The sequence below is a fragment of the Pseudonocardia sp. McavD-2-B genome (assembly GCF_024124365.1).
GTDB lineage: Bacteria > Actinomycetota > Actinomycetes > Mycobacteriales > Pseudonocardiaceae > Pseudonocardia > Pseudonocardia alni.
Window position 1 is genome coordinate 1 of the sequence record NZ_JAMXSG010000010.1, and the last position, 16657, is coordinate 16657.

The following is a 16657-nucleotide window of genomic DNA, read 5'->3' on the forward strand; positions in this document are numbered from 1 at the left end:
TCGCGGACCTCCGACGGCACGTCGGCCCAGCGCAGCCCGGCCACCCGTGCGCCCAGCCGGCCGGTCGCGGCCCGCACGGCCGACCGGGCGGCGGTCCGCTCCGGACCGCGACCGGTCACGCCGGGTTGCCCGCGGTCTCCGCGGCGGCGACCGCCGCGGTCACGGGCTCCCGCGGGACCAGCAGCATCAGCAGGGCCCCGGTGACCGCCAGGCAGGCCATCACGACGAACCCGCTGGTGAAGCTGCCTGTGCTGGAGACGATGAAGCCCATCACCGAGGGAGCCACGATGCCGGACGAGGCGAACGCGGCGTCGGCGAACCCGGCCGCGCTGCCCGGCTGGTCCGGAGCGGCGTCGATGGCCGCGACCCACCAGATCCCGCCGGTGATGAAGCCGAACCCGACCCCCAGCGAGATCGAGACCAGCGCGACGGTGAGCGTCGGCGAGATCGCCAGCGGCACCAGCGAGCAGCCCGCGAGCAGCAGGGCCACGCCCATCACCGAGAACCGGCTGCGGATGCGCGGACTGCGGCGGTAGACCCGGTCGACGATGACGCCGCCGGCCAGCGCGCCGACGATGCCGCACGCCCACGGAGCGATCGAGAACGAGCCGGCCTGCTTGATGCTGAGCCCGTAGGCGTCGGACAGGAACGAGGGCAGCCAGTACATGAAGCCCCAGAACATGAAGCCCCACGCGAAGTAGCCGCCGGAGACGACCCAGAGGTTGCGGTTGGTCAGCAGCGGGCGCCACCGCACGCGGGAGCGGCCCGGCCCGGCCTCGGCCTCCTGGCCGGCGGTGATCAGCTCCCGCTCGGCGGCGTCGACCCGCGACGACTCCTCGGGCAGGTCGCGCAGGAACGCCAGCGCGAACACCGCCCAGACCACACCCAAGATCGCGAGCGTCCAGAACATGCCGCGCCAGCCGACGAGGTCGGTGAGCCAGGTCAGCAGCGGTCCGGAGATCAGCAGGCTGCCGGAGACCGCGACCCCGCCGCACAGCGCCAGCGCCACTCCGCGCTCGCGGATCGGCAGCCACCGGCTCACCGTGCGGGTCGCGGCCGGGAACGCCGGTGCCTCGCCGATGCCCAGCAGCAGCCGGATGATCAGCAGCCCGGCGAAGGACCCGGCGACCGGGATCAGCGCCGTGGTCACGGAGAACAGTGCGACGGCAACCAGCAGTACCCGCTGGGTGCCGAACCGGTCCACCAGCGGCCCGGACAGGAATGCCGCGACCATGTACCCGAGCGAGAAGACCGAGCTGATGATCCCGTACTGCGCGGTGGTGATCCCGAATTCCTGCTCGAGCGGTTCGACCGCGTAGGAGACCGCGCTCCGGTCGATGTAGTTGATGACGATGAGGCCGACGACCAGCCCCAACGTCACGAAGCGGAACCGTGTACCCATGATTGCGTCCTTCGCATCCGATTCGCGTCCCTGCGAATCCCGTGTTCCGCTCCGCGGAACAATTCAGACTCCGTTGTCCGGCAATTCTCGATTGATGCCACGCTGTGAGTCAATGAGCCGGGAGTTAATTCCGATGACAGCGTGGAAGCGAATGCTCAATTGTTTCTCTGAGCGGAACGAATGGTGGCTTCCTGCAACCCGCTCATCACGTCGGCGACCGGGCGGTCGTCGCGCAGGTCCCACAGCGTCGCGACGATCGTGGTCGCGTCGTCGGACGGCACGGCGCGCTCGGCGTTGCCGGTGAACTTGGCGGCGAGCTCGTCGGCCGACAGCGGCCGCTGGGGCCCGCCCCGGTTGGTCCGCACCCGCTCGGTCACGGTGCTCCCGTCGGCCAGCTCGGCGGTCAGCACCGCCGGGAACTGGCGCGGGAACCCGGCCGTCGCCTCGTCGTCGGCCACGACCCGCACCCGCCCGGCCAGCTCCAGCCGTGCCGGGTCCGCCGCGGCGGCGTCGGTGAAGTCCTCGTGGAACACGCCCAGTCCGCCGCCGCCGACCAGCGCCGCGGCCACGGTGTAGGGCCCGGAGAACGCCGCGTGGTAGCCGGAGCGGGGGCGGGCCTTCTCCTCGGCCGGCTCGGCGATCGTCCGCAGCACCGGCGCGGGCACGCCCAGGATCAGCTCCCGCACGTCGGTGGCACGCACGCCGCGCGCCCGCAACGCCAGCGCCGCGTCCACCCCGGCGTGGGTGAAGTGGTTGCAGGGGTAGGGCTTGAAGAACACCCCGGGGGTCTCCCACCGCTCGCCGAGCCCTTCGGTGACCCGCTCCGGGTGCACCCGCTCGCCGCAGAACGCGCGGAGGAACCCGAACCGGCCCTCGATCACGGTCGGCGGCCCGGTCAGGCCGTGCCGGGCCAGGTCGGCGGCGACCACGCCGGCGTGCGCGGCCCAGCCGCAGTGCACCCGCTTGATCGTGCCGCCGGTGCGGTTGGCCTCGATCACCCCGGCGCCCATGCTGGCGGCGATGCCGACCACCGAGGTGAGCCGGTCGGCGTCCAGGCCGGAGAGCATCCCCGAGGCGACCGCCGCGCCGATCGCGCCGCAGATCGCCGTCGCGTGCTGGCCGTGCTCGAAGAACACCGAGTTACCCAGGTCCTCGTCGTAGCCCGCCATGCCCAGCCGGCAGGTCACCTCGATGCCCATCGCGGCCGCGGCCAGCAACGCGCGCCCGCTCGCCCCGACCCGCTCGGCGGTGGCCAGCGCGGCCGGGACGACCGCGGCCGACGGGTGCAGCACGGAGGGCAGGTGGGTGTCGTCGAAGTCGAGGCTGTGCGCCAGCGTGCCGTTGACCAGGGCCGCGGACGGGGCCGGGAGCCGCTGGGCCTGCCCGATCGCGGTCGCGGCGGGCGCGCCGCCCCACTCGGCGGTCACCGCTCCGGCGATCCGGGCAGGCTCCTCGCGGGTGGCGGCCAGCGAGTTGCCGATGACGTCGACGATCCGCCGGACGAGGTCGTCGGCGAGCACGTCGTCGACGCCGTCCGCGGCCAGCCGGGCGCCGACCTCGCCGATCCGCTGCGCGGGGGTGGTGGTGCTCATGCCGGCACCACCGCCAGCGGGCGGACCGGGGCGCCGGTGCCGCCGACGATGCGCAGCGGGGCGAACACGGCGAGGAACTCGCCGAGCCCGGCCGCCGCCGCGTCCTCGAGGGCCAGGTGCTCGACGATGTGGATGCCCTGCTCGACCAGCAGTACCCGGTGTACGGGGAGCACCCGGTGCCCCACGCCGGCCGGGATCTGTTCGTAGGCGGTGGTGTCCGATCCGGTCGCCACGATCCCGCGCTCGGCCAGCCAGTGCGCACCCTCGACGGTCATGCCGGGCACGCCGGTCTCCTTCCCGACGTAGGCGGGGGCGTCGGCGAAGAGCCGTCCCCAGCCGGTCCGCACCACGGCCACGTCCCCGGGGCCGGGCTCGGCCCCGGCACGCTCTGCGGCGCGCTGCAGGTCCTCGACGGTCACGCCGTAGCCGCCGTCGAGCACGTCGACCCCGTGCACCGCGGCGACGTCGAGGAACACACCGCGGGTGACCATCGGCGGGATCGTCTCCGCGCCGTGCGCGGTGTGCTTGCCGCCGCGCTGGGCCTCGGCGGCGTCGACCCCGCCGTGCAGCAGGCCGTCGTGGCTGACGTGGGCGAGCGCGTCGACGTGGGTGCCGGTGTGCCCACCGGTCACGATCACCTCGTTCGACGCCGAGCCGCCGTCCGGGCGGACGACGTCGCCGTGCCGGCGCTCCAGGGTCATCCGGAAGCCCGGGTGGTTCGGCGAGCCCGCCATCCCGGTGTAGAGCGGGTGGCCGAGCTCGATCACCCGGGTCCCGGCGCGGACGGCGTCGAGCAGGCCGGGGCCCGCGGTGGTGGAAATGCTCACGAGGTCTCCTTTCCGGCCGTGGCGCCGGCCGGTTCGTGGTGGTCGGTCAGGGAGTCGGCGAGGTCGAGGACCCAGCGCGCCCCGGCGACGACGGCGGGGTCGACGAAGCGCCCGCGGTCGTCCACCCAGGCGGCGGTGCCCGCGGTGCCGACCGAGTCGAGCAGGGCGCGGGCCCGTTCGACCTCGGCGCGGTCGGGGGTGAAGGCGCGGTGCACCGGCTCGATCTGGTCCGGGTGGATCACCGAGCGGCCGAAGAATCCGGCGTCGCGCAGGGCGGCGCTGTCGGCGGTGAGCCCGGCGCGGTCGGCGAGGTCGGTCCAGACGCTGGCGACCGGGCTGGGGAGCCCGGCGGCCCGGTTCGCGGTGACGATCCGGGCGCGGGCCCAGCCGAGCTCGCGACGGTCGCGGATCCGCAGGTCGGCGGCGAGGTCGGTCTCGCCGGTGGAGACGCCGGCGACCAGCCGGTGGCACTCCGCCAGGGCGAACACCCGGCGCAGCCCCCGGGCGCTCTCGACCAGCAGGTGGAGGGGGGCGCCGGTCCGCTCGGCGAGTGCGGCCACGGCCGCGGGGTCCTCGGCCTTCGGGACCCGCAGCCCGGCCACGGTGCCGCCGGCCAGTGCGGCCGTGTCGGCCTCGGCCCAGGGGGTCCCGGCCGCGTTCACCCGGACCCACACCTCGCCGGGACGGGCGGCGCAGGTCGCCACGGCAGTCTCGCGGGCCCGGTCCTTGTCCACGGGCGGCACGGCGTCCTCCAGGTCCACGACGACGGCGTCGGCCGGGCCGTCGAGCGCCTTGCGCACCAGGTCGGCGCGGTGCCCGGGGACGTAGAGCCAGCTGCGGGCGCGGCCGAGGCCGGTCACACGACCCCCTGCGCCCGCAGCTGCTCCAGCTCGTCGGCGCCGACCCCGAGCCCGCCCAGGACCTCGGCGGTGTGCGCACCCAGGCGCGGGCCGGTGGTCCGGACCGCACCGGGGGTCTCAGAGAGCCGGAACGGGACGTTCTGGAACCGGACCGGGCCCAGCTCGTCGTCGTCGATCGTGACGATGCTGCCGAGCGCGGTGAAGTGCGGGTCGGCCAGCACGTCGGCGGCGGTGTAGATCGGGGCGACCGCGGCCTCGGCCTTCTCGAACGCCTCGACGACGGTGTCCCGGTCGCGGGCGGCGATCCAGGTCCCGACGGCGGCGTCGAGCTCCTCGACGTGCTCGGCGCGGCCCGCGCCGCTGGCGAACCACGGCTCGTCGATCAGCTCCGGGGTGCCGACGAGGCGCATCACCCGCTCGGCGATGGATTGAGCGCTGGTGGACACCGCGACCCACCGGCCGTCGGAGCAGCGATAGGTGTTGCGCGGCGCGTTGTTGGTCGAACGGTTGCCGGTGCGCGGCTGCAGCACGCCGAGCTGGTCGTAGGCGATCAGGCCCGGCCCGAGCAGGTGCAGCAGCGGCTCGATGATCGCGGTGTCGAGAACCTGGCCGCGGCCGGTGGACTCGCGGGCCCGCAACGCGGTCATGATGCCGAACGCCGTGGTGATCGCGGCGACGCCGTCGGCCAGCCCGAACGGCGGCAGCGTGGGCGGTCCGTCCGGCTCGCCGGTCATCGCAGCGAACCCGCTCATCGCCTCGGCCAGCGTGCCGAACCCGGGCCGGGACGCGTACGGGCCGATCTGGCCGAACCCGGTCACCCGGGCCAGCACCAACCGCGGATTGCGGGCCCGGAGCTCGTCGGGGCCCACCCCCCAGCGCTCCAGGGTGCCCGGGCGGAAGTTCTCGATGACGACGTCGGCGTCCGCGGCGAGATCGAGGAAGAGCTCGCGCCCGCGCGGGGTGGACAGCACCAGGGTGATCGCCCGCTTGTTGCGGGCCAGCATCTTCCACCAGAGCCCGACGCCGTCCTTCTGCGCGCCGTGGGTCCGCGCCGGGTCGCCGCGCGGGTGCTCGATCTTGATGACGTCGGCGCCGTGGTCGCCCAGCAGGGTGGCGGCCAGGGGACCGGCGAACAGCGTGGAGGCGTCGAGGACCTTCAGGCCCTCCAGCGCCGCCGGGTGGTCGAACGTCATGACGTCCTTTCGGTGGAGGTGGGCACGGTGCGCGGGGGCGCGGTGCCGCCCAGCCGAGCGGTGATCCGGTCGGCCGTCTCGATCAGTCGGGGAGCGGTGACGGCGACGAAGTCGTCGGTGACCCGGAACCGGGGACCGCACACCGACACGGCGCCGACCAGGCCGCCGGGGCCGAACACCGGCACCGCGACCGAGCCGGCGTCGCCCTGCCGCTCACCGGCCGACGCGGCGTACCCGCGCTCGCGGATCCGGACCAGCTCGGCGCGCAACGCGGCGGGGTCGGTGGGGGTGGAGGGGGTGAGCGCGACCAGCTCGCCGTCGAGCAGCCGGTCGACCTCGTCCGGGGCGCAGTGCGCCAGCATGCACTTGCCCGACGACCCGGCGTGCAGCGGGAACCGGCGCCCGAGCTCCACCGACATGGTGATCTCGTGGGTGCCGACGACCTGGTCGAGGTACACCCGACCGCCGTGCACCTTCGCGCTGATCGTGACGGTCTCGTGCAGCCGGTCGCGCAGCTCGGCCAGGAACGGCAGCGCCGCGGTGCGCAGGTCGGAGTCGCGCAGCGCGCGACTGCCCAGCGCGGCGGCCGCCGGGCCGAGCCGGTACTCCCGGCTGGCCGGGTCGTAGGCGATCAGGCCGCGTGCGGTGAGCGACTGCAGGATCCGGTGCACCACCGCCTTGGACAGCCCGAGGTCGCGGGAGACCCGGCTGACGCCGAGCGTGGGCGGGCCGTCGGTGAACAGCAGCAGCACGTCGGCCACCCGTTCCGTCGCCCCGGTGCCCCCGGTCGTCTCCGTCACGACGCCTCCCTCTGTCCCGTACCGCTTACCGGAACGAGAATGTGGTGTGTCGAGCTTGTGTGTCAAGAATTCGCATCACCTGACTTGCATCAGTGCAGCAAGACTGCTGTTATCGAGCAGTCGACGGTTCAACCGTGATGTTCCGCCTAACGGAACAACTGCCGAATCGAGGTGGGAGGGACGATGACGCCCGACGTGGACCTGGTCGTGGCCGGCGCCGGTGGAGGACTGGCCGCCGCGGTGCGGGCCGCCGAGCTCGGTCTCGACGTGCTGGTGGTCGACCCCGACCCGCACTTCCGGCGCGGCAACAACACCTCGATGTCCACCGCGATGGTTCCCGGGCCCGGGTCCCGCTTCCAGGCCGCCGCCGGCATCGACGACTCCCCGGAACGCTTCCTCGACGACATCGTCCGCAAGACCGGCGGGACCGCCGACCTCCGGATCGCGACGGCGCTGGCCGAGGTCGGCGCCGAGCTCGTCGAGTGGCTGGCCGACCACGTCGGGGTCCCGATCGAGCTGCCGACCGACTTCGCCTACCCCGGCCACTCGGTCCCGCGGGTGCACAGCCTGCCCGGCCGGCACGGGTCGACCCTCCTGCGGCACCTGACCGACGCCGTCGAACGCAGCGACCGGATCGACCTGCTCGTGCCGGCCCGGCTGGTCGCGGTCCGGCCGGAGGTCGGGCGCGGGGTGCGCGCGGTCGTCGAGGACCCGGACGGCACGTGCGAGGAGATCGTGGCCCGGGCCGTGCTCCTGGCCACCAACGGCTACGGCGCCGACGCCGGACTGGTCCGGACCCACCTACCCGAGATCGCCGGGGCGACCTACCACGGCGGCGAGCACTCCCGCGGCGACGCGCTGCGGATCGGTGCCGAGCTCGGTGCCGCGACCGGCTACCTCGACGCCTACCAGGGCCACGCCGCGCTCTCGGCCGCGGCGCAGACGCTGGTGACCTGGACCGCGGTGATGCACGGCGCGGCCGTCGTCGACACCGGGGGCCGTCGCTTCGGCGACGAGACCACCGGCTACTCGGAATACGCCGCCGCGCTCGCCGCGCGCCCCGGCGGCCGCGGCTGGATGGTGTTCGACGAACGCATCGACGGGCTGTGCCGCGCGTTCGGCGACTACCAGGATGTCCTGGCCGCCGGTGCGGTGCGCACCGCGGACTCGGTCGCCGGGCTGGCCGCCGTCATCGGCGTCCCGGCCGACACGCTGGCGGCCGAGGTCGAGGACCTGGCCCGGGTCGTGTCCGGCGAACGGGACGACCCGTTCGGCCGCACGAGCGCGACCCCGCTGGTCCCACCACTGTGCGCGGTGGAGATCGTCCCCGCGTTGTTCCACACCCAGGGCGGCCTGCTCGTCGACGAGCACGCGCGCGTCCTGGACACCGCCGGGGACCCGGTCCCCGGCCTCTACGCCGCCGGGGGCGCCGCCGCCGGCATCTCCGGCCACGGCGCGGCCGGCTACCTGGCCGGCAACGGCCTGCTGCCCGCGCTGGGCCTTGCCTATCTCGCCGCCGGGCACCTCGCCCGGTCGGTCCCCGCTGTCCGCTCCACCGCTCCGGAAGGTGCCCGATGACCCAGCCCGACCTGATCATCCGCGACGTCCGCGTCGTCCGTCCCGGCGGCGGCGAGCCGGTCGCCGCCGACATCGCCGTCACCGACGGCGTCGTGTCCGAGGTCGGTCCGGGTCTGACCGTGCCGGAAGGGACCGAGGTGCACGAGGGGCGCGGCCTGCTCGCGTTCCCCGGCGTCGTCGACGCCCACCAGCACTGGGGCATCTACAACCCGCTGTCCGACGACACCGCCACCGAGAGCCGGGCGTGCGCGCAGGGCGGCGTGACCACGTCGCTGACCTACATGCGGACCGGGCAGTACTACCTCAACCGCGGCGGTCCCTACTCCGAGGTCTTCCCGGAGGTGCTCGCCGCCGCCGAGGGCCGGTCCTACGTGGACTACGCCTTCCACCTCGCGCCGATGCAGTCCAGCCACATCGACGAGATCCCGGCGCTGGTCCGGGAGCACGGCGTGACCTCTTTCAAGATCTTCATGTTCTACGGGAGCCACGGGCTGCACGGCCGCTCCACCGACCAGAGCGACTTCCTGATGATCCCCGAGGGGGAGCGCTACGACATCGCGCACTTCGAGTTCGTGATGCGCGGGATCCAGGCCGCCCGCGAGGCGAACCCGGAGATCGCCGACCAGATCTCGCTGTCCCTGCACTGCGAGACCGCCGAGATCATGACCGCCTACACGCGAATGGTCGAGGAGCAGGGCGAGCTGTCCGGGCTGGAGGCCTACAGCGCCTCGCGGCCCCCGCACTCCGAGGGCCTCGCCGTCACGATCGCCTCCTACCTGGCGCACGAGACCGGGCTGCCGACGATCAACCTGCTGCACCTGTCGTCGGCCAAGGCGATGGAGGCGGCAATGCTGATGGCCCGGACCTTCCCGCACGTGGACTTCCGCCGGGAGGTGACCATCGGCCACCTTCTCGCTGACGTCACCACCGCGGACGGGGTCGGCGGCAAGGTCAACCCGCCGCTGCGGCCCCGCGCCGATGTCGAGAAGCTGTGGGAGCACCTGCTCGCCGGAGACGTCAGCTGGGTCGTCTCCGACCACGCCTGCTGCAAGGAGGAGAAGAAGTTCGGCGAGGACCGCGACGACGTGTTCGCCGCGAAGTCCGGCTTCGGGGGCACCGAGTACCTGCTGCCCGGCCTCGTCGGGGAGGGACGCAAGCGCGGACTGTCGATGTCCCGGGTCGCGGAGCTGGTGTCCACCAACCCGGCCCAGCGCCTCGGGCTGCCTACCAAGGGCGACATCGCCCCCGGGTTCGACGCCGACATCGCGCTCGTCGACCCCGACCGCTCGGTCGTGGTGGACCCGGCCGACTCGGAGTCCACCCAGGAGTACACGCCCTTCCGCGGGATGGAGATCGGCGCGACGGTCGAGACGACGTTCCTGCGCGGCCGTCGGATCTTCGACGGCGGCACGGTCTGCGGGGAGCCGGTGGGCCGCTACCTGCACCGCCCCACCGGCCGCTGAGCCGGGCGTCCCGCGGTCGACCGCCGGCCGCACCCGGACCCCCGCACTTTCCGCCAGCACCTCACTGATCAACCGGTGCCGGTGCGATGCATCCTCACGTAGACCAGCACGGTACCCAGGGTGATGCCGAGCTGTTGCTCGGGGTTCCGGCGAAGCGCATGACGAAGTCCGGTCGCGCAGCGTCCTTGACCGGGAGACCGGCCGTGCCGAGCCACCGGGCCGACAGGCCACGCCGAAGGCGTTCCACCGGGGCTCTCGGCCGCGCGGCCATGAGCGGAACTCTGCGGCCAACAGAAGATCGGCAGAGCTTCTCCGTGCCCGATCAAGACGATCGACGCATCACGAGAACTCGTGTCACCGGACGCACCGTCCCCGCCAAGTCCATTCGTGCGCGTCGTGCGGTTCATCGTGCGCACCGCAGACCTCCGTGCGCCTGCGTTGGAGGCCCTGAAGGAGGCCACACGGAATCGACCTCTCGCCGGGCCGGAGGCCCCGTTTCCTGCCATCGACCGTGGTCGACCTTCCCGGCCGGCGACGGACCGCCACATGGCGGGCGACAGTTCGAGATTCTCGTCGTGCCGTCGGTTACCAACTGGTGTGGTCCCGACCACCCTCGGGACCGTCGTCGGACGGCGTCCCGCAGGCCTGCCGGGCGTCGGCGACCAGACCCGAGCCAACGGAGGTTCCGTATCGAGGAACATTGAAGGATCCCGCATCGACCAGGTGCTGCAGGAGGCCGTCGGCTTGGCGCACCCACAACCGCACCGACTCAGCGCCGGGGCCGAGCTGATCGGCCACCCGCTTCACCACGCCGTGATCGTGTCCGAGCGCGGCGCGCAGCGTGCGGACCATCCGCACCGCCGCGGCCTTCTCCTCCTGCGAGTACCGCCGCGTCGTGGGCTTGCCCGCAGTTCGTTCTGACGGCATGGCTCCATCCTCGTTTCCAAGGTCAAGAGTCTCTACAGCACCCAGGACGGCTCAATCATTTGTTGCGACCACTGCTGCGAACCACCCCGGACGCCGGGAGATCAGTGTGGGCCCGTCGTCACAGCAGCGCGTCGGCCAGGCGTTGCTCGACCAGAGAACTCGCCCCTCATTCGCTACGCAATCGCGAACGAAGCCCGATCACGAATCTTCCGCAAGGTCGACGACCAGCTGCTGATGACCGCGTTCGACATACACCTCCTACCCTGACGGCCCCACCCACTGCACCACTTCCCTCCTTCCTCCGGCTGCCTCCAAAGATGTGTGTTGTACAACGTCGTTCATGAGAAAGCACCACCAGCCAGGGGACGTCCAGATGCGCGCCGTACGGGAGGTCGAGGCATCCCGGGTCGTTCGTGTCCCCGCATCGAGCAATCCTGACAAGAACACGCTGGCAAGAATACGCTATCGCGCCTCGGTGTTGGTTCGCTCCGGATCGGCGGCGCACCGGGTCTCCTCGAGTCGGTCCTGGTCGTAGGTTTCCGGGAGCAGCAGGGTGCAGGCCGCCGACAGCACGATCATCGCGATCATGTACCAACCGACGGCCGAATAGTGTCCGGTCCATTCCAGCAGCCACGCCGCGATGATCGGTGCGACAGCGCTGCTCGCAAGGGTCCCCAGGGTGTAGCCGAAGGAGATTCCCGAGTAGCGAACTCTCGTCTCGAAGCTCTCTGCGAAAAAAGCCGCGAGCGGTCCGAACGAAGCGGCGAAGCCACAGGTGATCGCGAGATACCCGATGAGGGCGAGCACGAAGGATCCCGCGTTGAGCAACCAGAACCACGGAAAGACCAGGACACCCATGGCGATGACGCCGCCGAGGAACACCGGTCGGCGCCCGAATCGGTCGGACATCCGTCCGAAGTAGGGCAGGGCGGCGAGAGCGAGGACCATGGACAGCAGTACCAGGACGAGCATGGCGTTGCGGCTGAACCCGAGCTGCTGTGCCCCGTAGCTGAGACCGAACACCGTCGTGATGTAGAAGGTGACGCCGATGGCGAGGTAGGCACCCGCGGTGAGCACCACCTCCTTCGGGTACTGCCGCACGATGACGGCGATGGGCAGCTTGACAACCCCGCTCTGCTCCTTGCGCTCGGCGAAGTCCGGGCTCTCCGCCAGCCTCAGACGGACGACCAGTCCGAAGATGACGAACAGGCCGCTGATCAAGAACGGTATCCGCCATCCCCATTCGATGAACGCGTCCTCAGCCATTCCGCCGAGGAGCAGGAACACGCCGTTGCCCAGGATCAGGCCGGCGGGCACGCCCATCTGGACCCAGCTGCCGATGTAGCCGCGACGTCTCGGCGGCGCGTGCTCGACCGCCATCAGCACGGCGCCGCCGTACTCACCGCCGAGGGAGAGTCCCTGAATGAATCGCAAGGTCACCAGAATGATCGGCGCGGCCACCCCGATCGTGGCGTAGCTCGGCAGCAATCCGATCAGGAACGTCGTGACACCCATGATGCTGAACGTGAGGACGAGCACGGATTTGCGACCGACCCGGTCTCCGAAATGCCCGAACAGAACGCCACCGATCGGGCGAGCCACGAACGCGGCTGAGAATGTAGCAAAGGAGAGGAGCGTCCCGATCAGCGGATCGAACTGCGGGAAGAAAAGTTTGTTGAAGACGAGACCGGCCGCGGTGCCGTAGATGAAGAAGTCGTACCACTCGAACGTGGTCCCGACAGCACTGGCCAGACCCGCCTTGCGGGTCCGGGAGGTCGTTGACATGTCCACTCCTTCGTGAAGATGCGACGGAACGTGCGGGCCGGCCGAGGCCGACCGGGACCACCCGGCGCACGACGGGCCAGGTGTCCTCTGTGGTCTGTTCGGGTTCGGCTCCGCTCTGGGCCGGCCCAGCTCAGAGCAGGCGCAGCTCGTGCGCCCTCGCGATCGCTTCCACCCGGTTCCGGGCGTTGAGCTTCTGCATGGCGGTCTTCAGATAAGCCTTGACGGTGTTGCGGGCCAGCTCCAGCTGCTCGGCGATCTCGGGATTGTTGTGCCCCATCGCCGCGAATCGCAGCACCTCGTACTCGCGCCGGGTGAGTCCCACCCGGCTCAGCAGTTCGGGGCCGGCCGAGCATCGCGTACCGGCCAGCCGCGGGTCGACGACCCGCACGCCCCTCATCACGCGGTGCACGGCGGTGGAGAAATCGCTTCCCGTGACGTCCTTCACAAGACACCCGTCTGCGCCGGCCCCGAGCAGCAGGTCGATCGCGCCGTGATCGGCGTAGCCGGTGAAGAGCATGATCCGGGTTTGTGGCTGGGTGCGCCGGAGCTGCCCCACCAGCTCCGGCGCCGGCATGTCCGGGAGCCGCAGGTCCACCAGGACCAAGTCGCTCTCGATGCGACGCAGGGCATCGATCGCCTCACGAGCGGTGCTCGCACCGCCGGTGACTGTGATAAAAGGGTCCTCTGCGGCCAGCAGCTCCACCCCGCCGCGTACGACCGGATGGTCGTCGATGACGAAGACCCGCACCGGACGGTGCTCACCCATTGCGGTCCCCCGCGTAGCACGGCACCCACGCCCGCACCGTGCTGCCGCCGTCGTCGTTCGCGCTCATGACGACGCCGCCCCCGAGCCGCTGCATCCGCTGCGCCGCCAGCGAGAGGCCGAGATGACCAGGAGCCGGGTCGGCCCTGTCTTCGGACCACCCGCATCCGTCGTCGGCGACCGCGACACTCACCGTGTCGCCGACGATGGAAACGGTGACCACCACCGCCGAGGCGTGCGCATGCTTCTCGACGTTGACGAGAGCCTCACGCACCACCCCGAGCAGCGCCTCGTTGCGGCCCGGCCCCAGGTCCGGAATCACCGCCAGCGGCACGTACCGCGCCGGGGTCCCGGTCCGCTCCTCGAACGCCTCACAGTCCTCCTGGATACTCACGGCCAGATGTCGGTCCGGCGGCTGCTCGTTGAGCTCGGCGAGCGTGGAGCGCAACATCGACGTGACGTCCTGGACCTGGCGTTCGAGCTCCTCGACCCGTGCACGGACGCACTCGGCCCCGGTCACGGCACGCAGGCTCCGTAGCTCTGCGCCGATCCGGAAGAGCACCGGGCTCACCGAGTCGTGCAGCTCGGCGGCCTTGCGCCGCCGGTCGGCCTGGACTGCGACTCGGGTCTGGATCTGGGCACGGCGTGCACTGACCAGTGTCGCCGACGCGGCACATGCCGCCTCCTCGACCAGCGACACGACCTGCTCCCCGAAGCTGACTTTGCCCCGCACGCCGACGTAGACGGCGCCGAGCACCTCGCCGTCGTAGATCATCGGTACCGCCAGCATCGCCCGCAGGTCCTCGCGGGCGACGAGCTCGTCGAACTCGTGGGTGATCGCGCTCGACGCGAGGTAGTCCCGCACCCAGACCGGGCGCCGCTGCAGCAGGCTCTTGCCCCCGAGACCGTGTCCCTCAGGGACCAGGAGCCGATGCAGCGCGGTGCTCTGCGTCCCGAGCCAACTGCGGTGCACCATCGCGCCGTCGTACTCGACCCGTCCGACGAGCGACATGTCGAACCCACCGACCTCGCGGATTCTCCGGGCCACGGCGTTCATCGCCGCGGACTCGTCGAGCAGGACCAGGAGCTCGCTGTGTCGCAGCGCAAGCTGGTCCAGCACCGCGTCGCCGGGCACGACTCGGTTCGGCTCGGTACTGCGACGCATGGGCGCTCTCCTCGTCGAGGTCCTCGAAGCGTATCCGCCGGGGCATCGTTCCCCCGTTCGTCGAAGGTCAGGGGATGGAGGTGGCGACGTCACCCCGAAGCCGCAGCAACGACTCCAGCAGGAAGTGATCGCCCCAGATCAGCTCGTGCGCGGTCGCTTCTCCCCGTCGCTGGTCGAAGCATCCGGCCGTGAGGATCCCCGCAGGGCGGGGGTCGTCCTCCGTCACGGGGGTGAGGTGGTCCACGACGAGCCTCCGCACCGTGGCCGCGGCATGGTCGCGGTAGTGCGGACGATCGGTCGACTGGTCGGCCAGCCTCAGAAGCGCTACAGCGGCGATGGCGCTGGCCGAGGTGTCCCGCGGGGCGTCGACGCCGGCCGCGAAGTCCCAGGGGGCGACCCGACAATCGGGCAGCCACTCGATCCATCGATCCGCGACGCGCAGAGCCGGGTCGAGGAACTCCGGGCCCGACCAGTGCGCAGCCTGCGCGAAGCCGAGCATGGCCCAGGCCTGGGCCCGGGCCCAGGTGCTGCCGTCGGACAGTCCCTTGTGCGTGTAACGGCACTTCAGCTCACCCGTGCGCTCGTCGAAGGCCGCGGACTGGGCGACGGACCCGTCGTCCCGGACGCAGTACTCCACGTGCCGTGCCGCATGCCGGCGCGCGATCTCCGCCAGACCGGTTTCGCCCGTCCTCTCGGCGGCCCAGCACAGCAACGCGACCGTGCCCGGAACGGCATCAATGTTGGCCGCGCCCGCGCCGACGTCGCCCGCCTCCTCCGCCTGGCTACCCAGCGGAATCAACCCGGCGTCGCCGTTGAACGCGCTCGCCAGACCACGCGCCCCGGCCAGCGCCGACTCGGCAGCCGCACCGCTGCCGGTCAGCAGATGGGGCAGCAGCGCGCCGTAATGGAAGAGGAACCCGCGGAAGGCGGTGTCGGACTCGGCACGTCCGGTCAGCCCGATCGCGACCTGGTCGGCCGCCGCGGCGTAACGCTCTTCGCCGGTTGCCACCGCCGCCAACGCCAGCAGGCTGCCCCAGAAGCCGCCGGTCCAGAATCCATCGGGGGTCCGACGCCAGGTGCCGTCAGCGGGGTCCGCGTAGTGCGGGTAGCCCGGCTGATCCGACGCCAAGGTGGCGTCGGTCCGCTCGACGAGCAGTCGGACGGCCTCGTCGTGGTCGTAGGTCCTCATGACGAGCTCACCTGGCCGGGCAGCAGCACTGGCTTCAGGACGGTTCCGCCTCGCATGTCCGCCAGCGCGCGCCCGGCATCGGTGAGCGGGTACGTGGTGACGAGCTTCTCCAGGTCGAACCGCCTCGCCAGCTCGGGCACGCTCAGTACATAGTCGAGATGGTTGCGCGGCGAGAATGCCCAGCTGCCGAGCACCCTCAGCTGCTTCTTGGTGATGTGGTGCGGATTGATCGGGGTCGTGCCGTGGTCGGTGTACTGGCCGACCACCAGGTACGTACCGCCGCGGCGGGTGAGGTCGATGCCCTCGGCGACCGCTGCCGGGACGCCCGTCGCCTCGATCACGAGGTCCGCACCACGCCCGTCGGGCGTCTCGGCCCGGACCTTCGCCGCGCGGTCGACGGAGTCGGACTCGGTGAAGATGTCGACGTGCACGTCACCGATGCCCGCGGCGCGTGCGGCGTCCAGCCGTCCCGCAGGCCCTCCCACGATGATCACCTTGACGGCACCCGCGAGCGTCGCCAGCATGGCGCAGGCCAGCCCGACCGGCCCACTCCCCTGCACGATCACGACGTCACCGGGTCGGGGGCCTCCGATGCCCATGGCGTGCACGGCGGTCGGGCCCGCGCAGCCCAGGGCGATCACCTGCTCCGGGCCGACGCCCTCCGGGATCTTGACGATCGTCGAGCCCGGCTGCAGATAGATCTGCTCGGCCCAGCCGCCCGACAGGTGCGGCCAGACCCCGCTGCTCTGGTTGATGCCGTACACCTTGCGCGTCTCGCAGAGCGACGGCTCGTCGCTCGTGCAGTGGAAGCATTCGTGGCACGGGATGTTCGACGCCCAGGACACCGCGTCGCCCGGCTGCAACGGGGCGCCGAGCACATCGGTCGTCACCTCGTTCCCGAGCGCGCTGATCCGGCCCACCGCCTCGTGCCCGAGGATCATCGGCAGCGGAATCTCCATCCGGCCCTGCTGCAGGTGCATGTCGGTGCCGCAGACCCCGGCGTGGGTGACGTCGACCGTCACGGCGCCCGGCTGCGGTGCGCTCGCGGGACGGTGCCCCACCTGCAGGTCCTCGCCGAATGCGGTCAGCTCGACGGCGACGCGATCGCCCATG

General features: G+C 71.7%; 13 protein-coding genes and 1 pseudogene. 2 read left to right on the top strand and 12 right to left on the bottom strand.

Annotated elements, in window-relative coordinates; translation table 11 throughout:
* Positions 1-115 precede the first annotated feature (115 nt).
* The 6 genes from NH602_RS03015 to NH602_RS03040 all read right to left on the bottom strand — a co-directional run bounded on the left by NH602_RS03015 (position 116) and on the right by NH602_RS03040 (position 6674).
* Positions 116-1402: an MFS transporter gene (locus NH602_RS03015; RefSeq protein WP_253066938.1), complete on the bottom strand. Its 1287-nt coding sequence runs from the start codon at positions 1400-1402 to the stop codon at positions 116-118.
* Between the two features lie 155 nt (positions 1403-1557).
* On the bottom strand, positions 1558-2994 hold the full coding sequence (locus tag NH602_RS03020) for an MmgE/PrpD family protein (protein WP_253066939.1): 1437 nt from the start codon (positions 2992-2994) through the stop codon (positions 1558-1560).
* Complete coding sequence (locus tag NH602_RS03025) at positions 2991-3821, bottom strand: cyclase family protein (RefSeq protein WP_253066940.1); 831 nt, start codon at positions 3819-3821, stop codon at positions 2991-2993. The genes NH602_RS03020 and NH602_RS03025 overlap by 4 nt, the downstream gene beginning before the upstream one ends.
* The gene (locus NH602_RS03030; protein WP_253066941.1) at positions 3818-4681 is read right to left on the bottom strand and encodes a CoA ester lyase; all 864 of its coding nucleotides are present in this window, start codon (positions 4679-4681) and stop codon (positions 3818-3820) included. Before NH602_RS03030 ends, NH602_RS03025 begins: the two co-directional genes overlap by 4 nt.
* A complete protein-coding gene (locus NH602_RS03035) occupies positions 4678-5874 on the bottom strand; it encodes a CaiB/BaiF CoA-transferase family protein (RefSeq protein WP_179762196.1) in 1197 nt (398 codons plus the stop codon). The genes NH602_RS03030 and NH602_RS03035 overlap by 4 nt, the downstream gene beginning before the upstream one ends.
* Entirely contained in the window at positions 5871-6674 is an 804-nt protein-coding gene (locus NH602_RS03040; RefSeq protein WP_100878327.1) for an IclR family transcriptional regulator, read from the bottom strand. Before NH602_RS03040 ends, NH602_RS03035 begins: the two co-directional genes overlap by 4 nt.
* A gap of 183 nt (positions 6675-6857) precedes the next feature.
* On the opposite strand from NH602_RS03040, the gene NH602_RS03045 reads away from it, so the two are divergent.
* Together NH602_RS03045 and NH602_RS03050 are read left to right on the top strand one after the other, a co-directional pair.
* Entirely contained in the window at positions 6858-8252 is a 1395-nt protein-coding gene (locus NH602_RS03045) for an FAD-binding protein (RefSeq protein ID WP_253066942.1), read from the top strand.
* Positions 8249-9715, top strand: coding sequence for a dihydroorotase family protein (locus NH602_RS03050; RefSeq protein ID WP_253066943.1), 1467 nt, complete (start codon positions 8249-8251; stop codon positions 9713-9715). Before NH602_RS03045 ends, NH602_RS03050 begins: the two co-directional genes overlap by 4 nt.
* Before the next feature lie 738 nt (positions 9716-10453).
* On the opposite strand, the pseudogene NH602_RS03055 reads toward NH602_RS03050, so the two are convergent.
* From NH602_RS03055 to NH602_RS03080, 6 genes and pseudogenes are all read right to left on the bottom strand, one after another.
* Positions 10454-10642 (bottom strand): annotated as a pseudogene (locus NH602_RS03055) (IS3 family transposase); the annotation flags it as partial.
* Between the two features lie 462 nt (positions 10643-11104).
* Complete coding sequence (locus NH602_RS03060) at positions 11105-12427, bottom strand: MFS transporter (protein ID WP_100880590.1); 1323 nt, start codon at positions 12425-12427, stop codon at positions 11105-11107.
* Positions 12428-12557: 130 nt separating this feature from the next.
* Positions 12558-13193, bottom strand: coding sequence for a response regulator transcription factor (locus tag NH602_RS03065; RefSeq protein ID WP_179762191.1), 636 nt, complete (start codon positions 13191-13193; stop codon positions 12558-12560).
* Positions 13186-14355, bottom strand: coding sequence for a GAF domain-containing sensor histidine kinase (locus NH602_RS03070; protein WP_253066944.1), 1170 nt, complete (start codon positions 14353-14355; stop codon positions 13186-13188). The genes NH602_RS03065 and NH602_RS03070 overlap by 8 nt, the downstream gene beginning before the upstream one ends.
* Before the next feature lie 67 nt (positions 14356-14422).
* Positions 14423-15544 (bottom strand): glycoside hydrolase family 88 protein, encoded by a 1122-nt coding sequence (locus NH602_RS03075; protein WP_179762189.1) that lies wholly within the window; start codon positions 15542-15544, stop codon positions 14423-14425.
* Positions 15541-16656 (bottom strand): zinc-binding dehydrogenase, encoded by a 1116-nt coding sequence (locus NH602_RS03080; RefSeq protein WP_139282954.1) that lies wholly within the window; start codon positions 16654-16656, stop codon positions 15541-15543. The genes NH602_RS03075 and NH602_RS03080 overlap by 4 nt, the downstream gene beginning before the upstream one ends.
* Position 16657: the final 1 nt, after the last annotated feature.

Coding starts and splice junctions, on each gene's coding strand:
- NH602_RS03015 (WP_253066938.1), bottom strand. CDS start 1,402: ATGGGTACACGGTTCCGCTTCGTGACGTTGGGGCTGGTCGTCGGCCTC.
- NH602_RS03020 (WP_253066939.1), bottom strand. CDS start 2,994: ATGAGCACCACCACCCCCGCGCAGCGGATCGGCGAGGTCGGCGCCCGG.
- NH602_RS03035 (WP_179762196.1), bottom strand. CDS start 5,874: ATGACGTTCGACCACCCGGCGGCGCTGGAGGGCCTGAAGGTCCTCGAC.
- NH602_RS03045 (WP_253066942.1), top strand. CDS start 6,858: ATGACGCCCGACGTGGACCTGGTCGTGGCCGGCGCCGGTGGAGGACTG.
- NH602_RS03050 (WP_253066943.1), top strand. CDS start 8,249: ATGACCCAGCCCGACCTGATCATCCGCGACGTCCGCGTCGTCCGTCCC.
- NH602_RS03060 (WP_100880590.1), bottom strand. CDS start 12,427: ATGTCAACGACCTCCCGGACCCGCAAGGCGGGTCTGGCCAGTGCTGTC.
- NH602_RS03065 (WP_179762191.1), bottom strand. CDS start 13,193: ATGGGTGAGCACCGTCCGGTGCGGGTCTTCGTCATCGACGACCATCCG.
- NH602_RS03070 (WP_253066944.1), bottom strand. CDS start 14,355: ATGCGTCGCAGTACCGAGCCGAACCGAGTCGTGCCCGGCGACGCGGTG.
- NH602_RS03075 (WP_179762189.1), bottom strand. CDS start 15,544: ATGAGGACCTACGACCACGACGAGGCCGTCCGACTGCTCGTCGAGCGG.
- NH602_RS03080 (WP_139282954.1), bottom strand. CDS start 16,656: ATGGGCGATCGCGTCGCCGTCGAGCTGACCGCATTCGGCGAGGACCTG.